At 50.4% G+C, this 12,237-nt stretch carries 12 protein-coding genes and 2 tRNA genes; 12 read left to right on the top strand and 2 right to left on the bottom strand.

What is annotated here, in order from left to right:
- Window positions 1-30 precede the first annotated feature (30 nt).
- From ACGHZ6_RS16170 to ACGHZ6_RS16145, 6 genes are all read left to right on the top strand, one after another.
- Window positions 31-381 (top strand): histidine triad nucleotide-binding protein, encoded by a 351-nt coding sequence (locus tag ACGHZ6_RS16170; protein WP_390615030.1) that lies wholly within the window; start codon window positions 31-33, stop codon window positions 379-381.
- Between the two features lie 135 nt (window positions 382-516).
- Complete coding sequence (locus tag ACGHZ6_RS16165; RefSeq protein ID WP_390615029.1) at window positions 517-1,464, top strand: SdiA-regulated domain-containing protein; 948 nt, start codon at window positions 517-519, stop codon at window positions 1,462-1,464.
- Between the two features lie 216 nt (window positions 1,465-1,680).
- Window positions 1,681-4,329, top strand: a complete 2,649-nt coding sequence (alaS, locus tag ACGHZ6_RS16160) for an alanine--tRNA ligase (protein WP_390615028.1) — start codon at window positions 1,681-1,683, stop codon at window positions 4,327-4,329.
- A 200-nt stretch (window positions 4,330-4,529) separates the two neighbouring features.
- Window positions 4,530-5,768 (top strand): aspartate kinase, encoded by a 1,239-nt coding sequence (locus ACGHZ6_RS16155; protein WP_390615026.1) that lies wholly within the window; start codon window positions 4,530-4,532, stop codon window positions 5,766-5,768.
- A 287-nt stretch (window positions 5,769-6,055) separates the two neighbouring features.
- Window positions 6,056-6,247, top strand: a complete 192-nt coding sequence (gene csrA, locus ACGHZ6_RS16150; protein ID WP_390615025.1) for a carbon storage regulator CsrA — start codon at window positions 6,056-6,058, stop codon at window positions 6,245-6,247.
- 158 nt (window positions 6,248-6,405) lie between these two features.
- Window positions 6,406-6,493 (top strand) — tRNA-Ser (locus ACGHZ6_RS16145).
- Between the two features lie 274 nt (window positions 6,494-6,767).
- Here ACGHZ6_RS16145 and ACGHZ6_RS16140 read toward each other — a convergent pair.
- A complete protein-coding gene (locus ACGHZ6_RS16140; protein WP_390615024.1) occupies window positions 6,768-7,268 on the bottom strand; it encodes a hypothetical protein in 501 nt (166 codons plus the stop codon).
- A 188-nt stretch (window positions 7,269-7,456) separates the two neighbouring features.
- Between ACGHZ6_RS16140 and gloA the strand changes: the two genes are divergently transcribed.
- The 6 genes from gloA (at window position 7,457) to ACGHZ6_RS16110 (ending at window position 10,796) form a co-directional block, all read left to right on the top strand.
- The gene (gene gloA, locus ACGHZ6_RS16135; RefSeq protein WP_390615023.1) at window positions 7,457-7,897 is read left to right on the top strand and encodes a lactoylglutathione lyase; all 441 of its coding nucleotides are present in this window, start codon (window positions 7,457-7,459) and stop codon (window positions 7,895-7,897) included.
- A 124-nt stretch (window positions 7,898-8,021) separates the two neighbouring features.
- Window positions 8,022-8,098: transfer RNA gene (locus ACGHZ6_RS16130), tRNA-Arg, on the top strand.
- Between the two features lie 496 nt (window positions 8,099-8,594).
- On the top strand, window positions 8,595-8,747 hold the full coding sequence (locus ACGHZ6_RS16125) for a hypothetical protein (RefSeq protein ID WP_390615022.1): 153 nt from the start codon (window positions 8,595-8,597) through the stop codon (window positions 8,745-8,747).
- Between the two features lie 71 nt (window positions 8,748-8,818).
- A complete protein-coding gene (locus tag ACGHZ6_RS16120; RefSeq protein ID WP_390615021.1) occupies window positions 8,819-9,943 on the top strand; it encodes an alpha/beta hydrolase in 1,125 nt (374 codons plus the stop codon).
- A gap of 196 nt (window positions 9,944-10,139) precedes the next feature.
- Complete coding sequence (locus ACGHZ6_RS16115; protein WP_390615020.1) at window positions 10,140-10,628, top strand: hypothetical protein; 489 nt, start codon at window positions 10,140-10,142, stop codon at window positions 10,626-10,628.
- Window positions 10,629-10,679: 51 nt separating this feature from the next.
- The gene (locus ACGHZ6_RS16110) at window positions 10,680-10,796 is read left to right on the top strand and encodes a hypothetical protein (RefSeq protein ID WP_390615019.1); all 117 of its coding nucleotides are present in this window, start codon (window positions 10,680-10,682) and stop codon (window positions 10,794-10,796) included.
- A gap of 168 nt (window positions 10,797-10,964) precedes the next feature.
- Here the strand turns inward: ACGHZ6_RS16110 and ACGHZ6_RS16105 are convergent, their stop codons facing one another.
- A complete protein-coding gene (locus ACGHZ6_RS16105) occupies window positions 10,965-12,146 on the bottom strand; it encodes an acetyl-CoA C-acyltransferase (protein WP_390615018.1) in 1,182 nt (393 codons plus the stop codon).
- Window positions 12,147-12,237: the final 91 nt, after the last annotated feature.

The raw sequence follows: 12,237 nt of genomic DNA, 5'->3' as shown, positions 1-12,237 counted from the left end.
ATAGAGCAAACAGCACAGAGGGATTGGCTTATGGCTGAAGACACTATTTTCGGCAAAATCATCAACGGTGATATACCGGCAGAGAAACTGTTCGAAGACGAGCACTGTATCTGTATTAAGGATATTTCGCCCAAAGCGCCTACCCATGTGCTGATTATCCCCAAACGGCCGATCCCTAAACTGGCGGATGCTACGGAAGCAGATCAGGCTCTGTTAGGGCACCTGATGCTTAAGGTGGGTGATATCGCACGCATGTTGGGCATTGACGATGCCTTTCGCCTGATTGTGAATAATGGCGAAGGTGGTGGCCAGACCGTTTTCCATTTGCATATGCACCTGCTGGGCAACAAGGAATTCGACGAGAGCCAGTTGGGCTTTTAGCTGCGAACAACCCCTCATCTTTCCCGCCGCTGGGCCAGATACTGTGAGATGGCCCACATTTGATGATTTAGCTGTCATGACGTTGACATAAATCCGACGTAGGCTGCCCAAAGTTGTTTTTATGGGGGCAGTCGCGTGCTACAGCTTTTTTCGCCAATTTCTCGTCTTTTTCATTGCCATCGTACCCGCAAGGTTATGGTGGGACGTATTTCTCAGAGCGTACGTCGTCGTCCGCTGACTTCATCTGTTTCGGCGTTGGTGTCTGCCGCGTTGATAGTGGCTTTAATTCCGTTAAATACCCAGGCCATTATCCAAACAGGTCCGCGAATGGAGTTGGAAAGTTATCAGTTGGCTGCTGAGCCAGTGGTGATTGATTCTGTTGCCCATAATGCCTCTGGCATAACCTATAACCCGGATACCAATACGTTGTTTGCGGTGGTGAATAACCCCGAGATATTGCTCGAATTGACCCTTGAGGGTGAGCTACTTAGAAAAATTCCGCTTGAAGGCTTCCATGATACCGAGGGACTAACCTATTTGGGTGAAGGCCGATATGCCGTAACTGAGGAAACCCGTCGCAGCATCGTGATTATCGATACCCTGGACGGGCTGGAGGTCCTCGAGCGCGATATGTACCGCAGCATTGCAATCCCCTTTGCTTTCACCAAACATAACCGGGGTTTCGAAGGTATTACAGTTGATCCACAAACAGGCAGTCTGTTTGTGGTTAACGAAAAGCGCCCCCGCAGTCTTTTGCAGGTTGATGGCCTGTTAGATCCTACTCAGCTCGGTATCAATTTTTCGATCCCTTGGGATATGGAATCCCGTACGCTGGGCAACACCGATCTGGCTGGCTTGCAGTTTTTGAGTCAAACCAATCACCTGTTAATTCTCAGTGAAGAGTCCAAGCGTGTAACTGAGGTGGATATCGAGGGTAATACCTACGGTTATCTGGATCTGGACAGCGGTGATGCGGGTCTGAATGAAGCGATTGAACAGCCTGAAGGGGTGACTGTCGATGCCGATGGCGACCTTTATATTCTGAGCGAGCCCAACCTGCTATACCGCTTCTCTCGCAGTTAATGGCTCACAAACCAGATCTCCAGGTTAGCTTCCGCTAGCCAATCACCGTATCTAGGCCTGTCTTTCGGCCAGATGCGGTGAAACCCGCTCAACTTCCCTATATACTACGCGCTTTTTATTATATCACTATCCTTGGGCCCGCTGAGCCTGCTGCGTGTAAGCAGCTGAGAGCTGGCACCCCAATTCATAAGATAGAGCCACAGGAAAGAGCAACCGATGAAGAGCGCAGAAATACGCGACGCCTTTTTAAAATTCTTTGAAACCAAGGGCCATACCATTGTGCCCAGCAGTTCACTGGTACCGGGCAATGACCCGACCCTGCTGTTCACTAATGCCGGTATGGTGCAATTTAAAGACGTATTTCTGGGGGACGACAAGCGTAACTACAGTCGTGCCACCAGCTCCCAGCGCTGTGTTCGCGCCGGTGGTAAGCACAATGACCTGGAAAACGTAGGTTATACCGCCCGTCACCACACCTTCTTCGAAATGCTGGGTAACTTCAGCTTTGGTGACTACTTCAAGCAAGACGCCATCAACTACGCCTGGGAACTGCTGACCTCCAAAGAGTGGTTTGGTATTCCTGCCGAAAAGCTGACCGTCACCGTTTATCAGGATGACGATGAGGCCTACAACATCTGGAAAGATGAAGTGGGTGTTCCGGTTGAGCGCATTATCCGCATTGGTGATAAAGGCGAGAAGTACAACTCCGATAACTTCTGGGCCATGGGTGATACCGGTCCTTGTGGTCCTTGTACCGAGATTTTCTACGATCATGGTGAGCATATCTGGGGTGGCCCTCCAGGCAGCCCGGAAGAAGATGGCGACCGCTTTATCGAAATCTGGAACGTGGTGTTTATGCAGTTTAACCGCAGCCCGGATGGCACCATGGATCCTTTGCCTAAGCCCTCTGTTGATACTGGTATGGGCCTGGAGCGTATTGCTGCACTGCTGCAAGGCGTACACTCCAACTACGAAATCGACATGTTCCAGAATCTGCTGAAGGCCGCCTCGGAAGCGACCGGCAACAGCGATATGGAAAACAAATCCCTGCGTGTAATTGCCGACCATATCCGTTCCTGTGCGTTCCTGGTGGTTGACGGTGTGCTGCCGTCCAACGAAGGTCGTGGCTATGTATTGCGCCGTATTATCCGCCGCGCTATCCGTCACGGTCACAAACTGGGCCAGAAGAATGCCTTCTTCCACAAGCTGGTAGGTGCATTGGTGGCTGAGATGGGTGAAGCCTACCCAGAGCTGGCCAAGCAACAAGCCCAGGTTGAAAAAGTCCTGCTGGCTGAAGAACAGCAGTTCGAGAAGACCCTGGATAAAGGTATGGCGGTACTGGAAGAAGCCCTGAAAGGCATGCAGGGTACCGAGATTCCAGGCGATGTCGTCTTTACCCTGTACGATACCTACGGCTTCCCGTTGGATCTGACCAACGATATTGCCCGTGAACGCGATATGACCATCGACGAGCGCGGTTACGAAGAGCGTATGGCCGAGCAGCGTGCCCGTGCCCGTGCCGCTGGTGCCTTTAAAGTGGATTACACCGCTGGCCTGAAACTGGACGGTGAAACCGCCTTTACCGGTTACGATAGCCTCAATAACAGCGGCACCGTGGTAGCTTTGTTTAAAGACGGTAACGAAGTCGACAGTCTGAACGAAGGCGAGGAGGGCGTGATTGTTCTCGATAGCACCCCGTTCTACGCCGAATCCGGTGGTCAGGTGGGCGACTGTGGTTACCTGGCCGGTGGCGCAGGGCGTTTCGAAGTGCGTGACTGTAGCAAAGAAAGCAATAACCACCTGCATATCGGTGTGGTGCTGCAGGGTGCTGTCAATAAAGGCGAAACCCTGGAAGGTACCGTTGAAGGTGATGTTCGCCAGGCCACTACCCTGAACCATTCCGCCACTCACCTGCTGCACGCCGCACTGCGTAAAGTGCTGGGTGATCATGTGACCCAGAAGGGCTCCTTGGTGGATTCCGAGCGCTTGCGTTTTGACTTCTCTCACTTCGAAGGCGTAAAAGCCGATGAGCTAAAAGCCATCGAGCAGATGGTAAATGACCAGATTCTGGCAAATAGTGCTGTATCCACCGATCTGTGCGATATGGAAACCGCCAAAACCAAAGGTGCTATGGCTCTGTTTGGTGAAAAGTACGGTGATGAGGTTCGTGTTCTCTCCATGGGTACTTCTTGTGAAAATAACGCTGAGGGCTCCGCTTTCTCGGTAGAATTGTGTGGTGGTACCCACGTAAACCGCACCGGTGATATCGGTCTGATGCGCATTGTGTCTGAATCCGGTATCGCTTCCGGCGTGCGCCGTATTGAAGGTGTGACCGGCAAGAAAGCCCTGGCACTGTTCGATCAAACCGAGTCCACTCTGGATAACACTGCCAAGCTGGTGAAGGGCAGTCGTGACAATGTCAGCGACAAGGTCTCTGCGCTGGTCGCCCAGAACCGTCAGCTGGAAAAAGAGCTGGCGCAACTGAAAGCCAAGCTGGCCGCTGCTGCGGGTAGCGATCTGGCGGGCAACGCCGTCGATGTTGACGGTATCAAGGTGCTGGCCGCTAAGCTGGAAGGGGCCGATATGAAGTCCCTCGATAACACCGTAGCTCAGCTGAAAGACAAGCTGGGTGATTCCGTAGTACTGCTGGCCAGCCCAGCTGGTGAGAAGATCAACCTGATTGCCGGTGTCTCCAAAGAGGTACAGGCCAAGGTGAAAGCCGGTGACCTGATCAAGTTCTTTGCCCCTCTGGTGGGTGGTAAAGGTGGCGGTAAACCGGATAAAGCCAAGGGCGCGGGTAGCGATCTGGCGGCGTTGGACGGTGCGCTGGATCAGGTGGTTGACTGGGTAAAAGGCCAGCTATAGCTACCAACTAGCCGGGGGTTGTAGCACGTCAGTTCCCCATTTTGCTCAAACTATGGGTATAATCCCCGGCCTTTATGCGAATTCCAACCGAATTTGGCGCTAAATTAGTGCCAGACTGGTTAACTTTTGCGCCGGTTTAGTGTTTAATTGGCGCCCATTTTTCCTCCTACTAGTCAGGACTTAGGGGCTGAGACCTCGACATGAGTTTATTTGTACAGAAATACGGTGGTACCTCTGTAGGCACCATTGAGCGAATTGAAGCGGTGGCTGACAAGGTAGCCAGTTTCCGCGAGCAGGGTCACGACATGGTTGTGGCGGTATCGGCAATGAGCGGTGAAACTAACCGTTTGATTGGCCTGGCCCACGAGATTCAGGAATCCCCTGATCCCCGTGAGATGGATGTCTTGGTATCCACCGGCGAGCAGGTCACCATTGCCTTATTGTGTATGGCGCTGAAAAAGCGCGGTTGGGACGCCCGTTCCTATACCGGTGGCCAGGTACGTATCCTGACCGATAATTCCCATACCAAAGCGCGTATTCAGAGCATCGACGAGCAGAATATCCGTACCGACCTGGACGCTGGTCGCGTTGTGGTTGTGGCGGGTTTCCAGGGCGTTGATGAGAACGGCAATATCACCACCCTGGGCCGTGGCGGCAGTGACACCACCGGTGTTGCGTTGGCTGCAGCCCTGAAAGCCGATGAGTGCCAGATTTATACCGACGTTGACGGTGTGTATACCACCGACCCACGTGTGGTTGATGGTGCCAAGCGCCTCGAGAAGATTACCTTTGAAGAAATGCTGGAAATGGCAAGTCTGGGCTCCAAAGTGCTCCAGATCCGCGCCGTAGAATTTGCCGGCAAGTACAATGTACCACTGCGCGTCCTGCACAGCTTTAAGGAAGGCCCTGGTACCCTGATTACCCTCGATGAGGATTATGCTGAAATGGAACAGCCTGTTGTTTCCGGTATTGCTTTCAACCGCGATGAAGCTAAATTAACCATTCTGGGTGTACCGGACATTCCTGGTGTTGCCTCCCGTATTTTGGCGCCAATCGGCGCGGCTAATATCGAAGTTGACGTTATTGTTCAGAACGTTGCTGCCGATAACACCACCGACCTGACCTTTACCGTTCACCGCAACGATATGGCCAAGGCCCAGGGTGTACTGGAAAAAGTTTGTGAAGAAGTCGGTGCGCGCGGCGTAACCGCTAACGACAAGATCTGTAAGGTTTCCATCGTGGGCGTGGGTATGCGCTCTCACGCCGGTGTGGCATCGAAAATGTTCGACTGTCTCGCGGCCGATGGCATCAATATCCAGATGATTACCACTTCTGAGATTAAGATTTCGGTAATCATTGACGAACGCTACCTGGAATTGGCGGTTCGTGGCTTGCACTCTGCTTTTGGTCTGGATGCCGAAGCACAGGAAGAGAAGTAAGTCGGTTTTAGCGCCAATTTGCTCTGTAGTTGGCTGGTTTGGGTAAGTTTCTGTAAAGTTTAGAACCTAGCCGACTATCAGAGGGTCAAAGACATAACAAATTGGTTAGCTGTAAACGAGGGATTGTTTTTATTTTTCTAGCAAGCTGAACAATACTTTATAAGATTGCTGGATATGCAGGGCAAGCTTCCTGCCGGTGATCATCAAACGGCGGTAAGGGCTAGGGTAAGAAAGACCGCAGCGGGGGAACGCCGCTGTTCTCACAGGATGCTCAAAGGAGATTTACAATGTTAATTTTGACTCGCCGCATTGGCGAAACCCTGATGGTCGGTGACGAAGTAACCGTTACCGTATTGGGTGTGAAAGGCAACCAGGTTCGTATTGGTGTGAATGCGCCAAAAGAAATTGCCGTGCACCGTGAAGAGATCTATCAGCGTATTCAGCGCGAAAAACAAGATCAAGATCAGCAAACAGGTTAATTCAACCCTGCTGTTCCGCAAAAGGCTTGGCTAATCACCAGGCCTTTTCTGTATCTGCCTATTCGATTTAAGCCTTTCATTCGTTTATTAATTAACCGAATAAAAATCCCACATAAGTCTTTGATTTTCAGTCGAATGTGGTATTATTCCGCCCCGTTGGAAAGGTGGCCGAGTGGCCGAAGGCGCTCCCCTGCTAAGGGAGTATACCGCAAGGTATCGAGGGTTCGAATCCCTCCCTTTCCGCCATCACACAAAAAGAAAGGCCCCCACGTGAAAACGTGGGGGCCTTTCTTTTTGTGTGACAGCTGCAAGGGAGGGCGAGAACCCTAACGGTTCGACCAAATGCGGCTGAGCATTTGGGACCGAGCGCAGCGAGCCGCATAGCGGTCATAACAGCCCCTAGGCTGTTATGAGTCAATCCCTCCCGAGCAGCAGATCACTCCTAACTAGTTAGAAGCGCCTCCAAACCACCCAAGACGCAACCGATCCCGCTTCTTAACCTGCCGCTTCCTAACGCGTCTCAATGCCACAACCCTCTTTCTGTAACCCTAGCCACCTGCTCAGTCTCCCGAATCACCCGATAAACCTCATCCAGCAACCCAATATTTCCCAAACAACTGGTCAGTGAAAATAAACTGTTATCCAAAATCCCCAGTGCCCCCATACGCTCCATACGCGACGAGGTCACGGATTCACACACCTTCAGCAGCTTGCCATGAATGTGTTGCAGCACTTCAGCGGCCTTGGCGGCAATTCCCTGAGCGGCAAAACACGCTGACAAGTTATGACTGGCCAAAAACTGCATCTGCAGGAAATCCCCGCTTAGGCTGTCCATGACATTGTGTTCTTCTAGTAGCTCAGCAGCTTCCAGCGCGCTGCTAAAAAACAGGCTGGCCCGCTGAAAATCCTCATACTCGTGGGCCTGATGGCCGTGCTGCATTAATTGCTGCCACTGATCCTTGGCCTGACTGGGGGAGGCCTTCAATAGCTGCTGACGATGGTGTTGGCAAAGCTGTGACATATCCCAATTCCTTATTTGTTTATGATAATCATTATCATTTGGTGGGCAGTTTATATTCTGTTTGGTGGTATGTCAATAAATGAGAATTATTCTTATTTGTGCTGGGTCACAAAAGCTATGGATAAAGCGGTGCTTTAGGTAGACTTGCCGTCATTACAACCATGATTGCCTGTATAAAGGAGAACACCGTGCGCTATCTACACACCATGGTCCGTGTAAAGGACTTGGATGCCTCCCTGGATTTCTACTGCAACAAACTGGGTCTGAAACTGATTCGTCGTAAGGACTACGAGCAGGGCCGCTTTACCCTGGCTTATTTAGCTGCTCCCGGCGACGAGGAGCGAGCCAAAGCCGAAACTAGCCCTGAGTTAGAGCTGACCTACAACTGGGATACAGAAGACTACGACGGCGGCCGTAACTTTGGCCACCTGGCGTACCTGGTTGATGACATCTACGCCAGTTGCCAAAAACTGCAGGATGCGGGTGTCACTATCTTGCGCCCGCCCCGTGATGGCCATATGGCGTTTATCCGCTCCCCGGATGGTATCTCGATCGAGTTGTTGCAAAAGGGCGACAGATTGGCGCCACAGGAACCCTGGGTCAGTATGGAAAACACCGGTTCCTGGTAAGGGTTAATATTGCTTTATGGCACAATATTTAACCGTGTCCTAAGTCGCTGAAAACTAATATGAAATTTTCTTTAAAAGAGCATTGACTCTGAAGGGGGAGATCCCTATTATACGCGCCATCGACGCACTCGTAGCTCAGCTGGATAGAGTACTCGGCTACGAACCGAGCGGTCGAAGGTTCGAATCCTTCCGAGTGCGCCATATACGAAAAGCCCTGACAGCAATGTCAGGGCTTTTTTCGTTGTTCGGGGTGAATTCAGGTTGAAAGGTGAGCGTCACGTTTACCGTCAAGAATTAATTATCCGGCACCGGCACCGGCACCGGCAAAAGCTTGCGTTGCGAAACGTAGAATAGCGTGCAAGCAGATATAGAGCCTTCTTATTTATTCGGCCCTTTTAGATATCCCCATATCTCCAATCCGTCAATGGTTATGGCGGCACTCCTTTCAAAGCCCATGACTTCTACGTTTTCCTTATTTACGGACGCTAGTCTTACTCTATGTCGATATTGAGGTAGTTCCATCGTCTTTATCAGTTTCTTCATGTCTCGATCGCTAAAGTAATAAAAAACGAGCACTCTGTCCTATAGCAACAATTAACTTTGTCAGGCGTTAAATAAGGGTTATTCACGCGCGATCTGTCCTACCTTAACGAGAGTCTCGTAACGGGTCTTTATTTTTTTCGTATTGACCCTGTTTATGAGTCTGGTGCTCGCTACAGAGCACTTCATTGACGCTGACACGCCTTGTCTAAACACCTTTGAGGTGCACATTGTGGCTGCCCGTCGAATCAATATTTCGGTATTTAAGGTAGAAATTAGTGCGGGGTTGGCAGTATCTATCGTCAAATAAACGGAAAAGCTAGAGATCGATAGTTTATATAAAACAGCACCGTTTATTGAGTAATAAACTGGAGATAATTGATGCATTTAGTCTGGAATAATCTCAGAGCTGTTTATCAGTTGAATGATCAATCGAGATTAAAACACGTAATAAGAACTTTTAAACCGGCATGTAGGATTCTTCTTGCCTGTATATTCCTATTCAGTAGTGACGTGTTTAGTGTAGAAGAAAAAAATCTGATTCTTGATGCCCGGTCTATTCCGATACCTGCAGGAGCAAGTGAGGAGCTACAAAAATCACTTCGCAATACCGAGCGAAATCCTTTTAGAGGACACAAGGTACCCTCTAATGAACATGAGTGGAAAGCCGCAGTTGAGCTAGCTAAGCAGTTGCGAACACCAGTAATATCAGCCTCACGAGAAAAATTCCCGGGGAAAATTGAGCATGATGATATAGCGGGTGTATCGGTTTATCGTATAACCCCTGACAAAGTATCACCTGAAAACGAAAACCGGCTATTTATATATCTACACGGTGGAGCTTATGTCTTAGGCGGAGGTGAAACCGGCATTGGCGAAGCGATGCTGATCGCGACTAGTGTTTCCGTTCCCGTGTTAGCGATAGACTACAGGATGCCCCCAGCTCACCCGTATCCAGCCGCTGTAAATGATGTTGTTAGCGTCTACAAAATCCTGCTCAAATCGCGATCGCCACAATCGCTTGCGATTGGTGGTACATCAGCGGGCGGAGGACTTGCTTTGGCGGCTGTACACCAGTTCAAAGCACTTGGATTGGAAGTTCCTGCAATGATCTATGCCGGCACGCCTTGGGCTGATTTAACAAAAACCGGCGATACCTTGTACACTAATAAAGGATTGGATCGTGTGCTTAGCGGTTATGACGGCTTTTTGGCTGAGGCGGCGAAACTCTATGCAGCGGGTAATGATTTGAAAGATCCGCTAATCTCACCGATATACGGTGATTTCCATGAGTTTCCTCCGACCATTCTTTTCTCCGGCACAAGAGATCTTTTTCTAAGCGATGTTGTACGCACTCATCGAAAGTTAAGAGCTTCGGGTGCTATTGCGGATCTTCACGTATTCGAAGGTATTTCTCATGCGGGCTATATAGCGCCAATGACTTCGCCTGAATCTATAGATGCGTTCGGTGAATTGAGAAAATTCTTTTCCAGACATGTTAAATAAATATATCCGCTGACTGTAAATCCCCTGATTGTGTATATGTAGTTACTTATACCTGAAGACATCACGATTGAGAAAGACATTAATGCTACGAATCGCGAATGCCTGTATAGCAATATGCTTATTTGTTGGATGCGTTTTGTCCACAAGTGCAGAGGAAACTCAGCTCTCGTGGAGGCATTTCTTGATGGGGAATACAATGGAAAATTCCCATGATAGTCGCCCGCTTTTTGTCGAGATTAGTGAATACGACAATAGTGCTTATTCGGTGCACTGGAAAACTCCCTCAACGGTTTCTGCGCTTAACCGCCCGGATATTATTTTGCCGCAGGGATGCAAGCAGGGGTTACATACTGAGGCTAGGTCGCTGGGTCGGAGAGCGCAGTCTGGTCGAGCTTTTTACCGTTGTGCGAACAATCTTGGGGGGAAGGCCGTAGAGGTCCAATATCCATTGAATAACCCTTCACTTGCTACTCTGGTGAGAATCCATTGGTTATCGGGGCAAACGGGTACCGTATTAAGCACTCCGGACAATTTACGCATAGAACTGCCCTTGAAGGAGTCTCGTTTTAGTGTTGTGCGAGAGCGCCTGGGGCTAGGCATCACACATATCCTTACAGGGTATGACTATCTTATTTTTCTTGTCTGTCTGTTGATTATAGCGGGGGCGGTAAAATATATTCTTTAGTTGGTGACCGGCTTTTCACTGGCTTGCTCTATAGTGCTGGTGCTCGCCCCAATGGGGTGGGTACGAATACCCGTATCACCGATGGAGGCCGCCATTGCACTCAGTATTTTATTTCTGGCTGTGGAGATTGCCTGCGATTTTCACAATGTCGGCGTTGAGATTGGGTAGTTATTGTTTCTGGCGATGCTGGCGGCTTTTTGGGTGTTCTTGCGCACAGCCGTATTTTGGAGCTAACAGGGAGAAGCCCGCAATTTAGTGCGGGGCTTCGTCTTTTTGATAAGGCGAGCTCTTAGAGAAGACGCTTTTTGAAATTCTATGTTTTTAGAGGCTATGAAGTTATACCACTTCAAACAGCCCAGCCGCTCCCATGCCACCTCCTACACACATGGTAATTACCACATACTTAACGCCGCGACGTTTACCTTCGATAAGCGCGTGCATAACCATGCGAGCACCGCTCATGCCGTAGGGGTGACCTATGGAAATGGCGCCACCGTTTACATTGAGGCGGTCATTGGGAATACCCAGTTGGTCGCGACAGTAGAGCACCTGGACGGCAAAGGCTTCATTGAGCTCCCATAGGCCGATGTCCTCCATTTTTAGGCCGGTGCGCTTTAATAGTTTAGGAATGGCGTAAACAGGGCCAATACCCATTTCGTCGGGTTCGCAGCCAGCAACGGCCATGCCACGGTAAATGCCCAGTGGTTCGACATTACGTTGCTCGGCCAGCTTAGCGTCCATCATTACCACAGCCGCGGCGCCATCTGACAACTGCGAGGCGTTACCGGCGGTAATGGAGCCACCTTCGCGCACGGCATTCAAACCAGTCAGGCTTTCGATGGTAGTGGACGGGCGATTACCCTCGTCTTTTGAAAGCGTAACCTGCTCCTCAGTGGTTTCTCCCGTCTCTTTATTGGTCACCAGCTTGGTGGCGGTTACGGGTACGATTTCATCAGCAAACTTGCCTGATTCCTGTGCGGCCGCAGTACGCATCTGTGATTGCAGTGCGTATTCGTCCTGCGCATCGCGGGATATCTCGTACCGATTGGCGACCACTTCAGCGGTATCCAACATAGGCATATAGACCGCAGGTGCATGGGCCATCGCAAGAGGATCAATTATCTTGTGTATGTTCATGTGCTCATTCTGAACCAGGCTGATTGATTCACAGCCACCAGCAATGAGTAGTGGGGCTCCGTCGCAGATGATTTGTTTGGCGCCGGTGGCAATGGACATCAGGCCGGAGGAGCACTGGCGATCCAGGGTCATGCCAGATACGCTAACCGGTAAGCCTGCAGCCATGGCGGCCGTGCGGCCGAGGTTCATACTCTGCGAACCCTGTTCAAGCGCGGCACCGAATATACAATCGTCAATTTCAGCCGGGTCCACACCGGCGCGTTCGATAGCGGCATTGATGGCGTGAGAGGCCAGTGAAGGCGCTTCGAGATTATTAAAAGCACCACGATAGGCTTTACCGATCGGTGTGCGTGCAGCGGAAACAATTACGGCTTCTTTCATGATGATTCCTTAAGAAGAACTCTAAAAAAAGCCCGGCTACAAAGCAGCTGTGACAGACAGCGAGAGAGAGGCACAAAGTAGCCGGGCGTAA

Origin of the sequence: Maricurvus nonylphenolicus (assembly GCF_042854845.1) — a bacterium.
Lineage (GTDB): Bacteria > Pseudomonadota > Gammaproteobacteria > Pseudomonadales > Cellvibrionaceae > Maricurvus > Maricurvus nonylphenolicus.
This window is presented reverse-complemented; position numbering and strand designations above follow the sequence as displayed.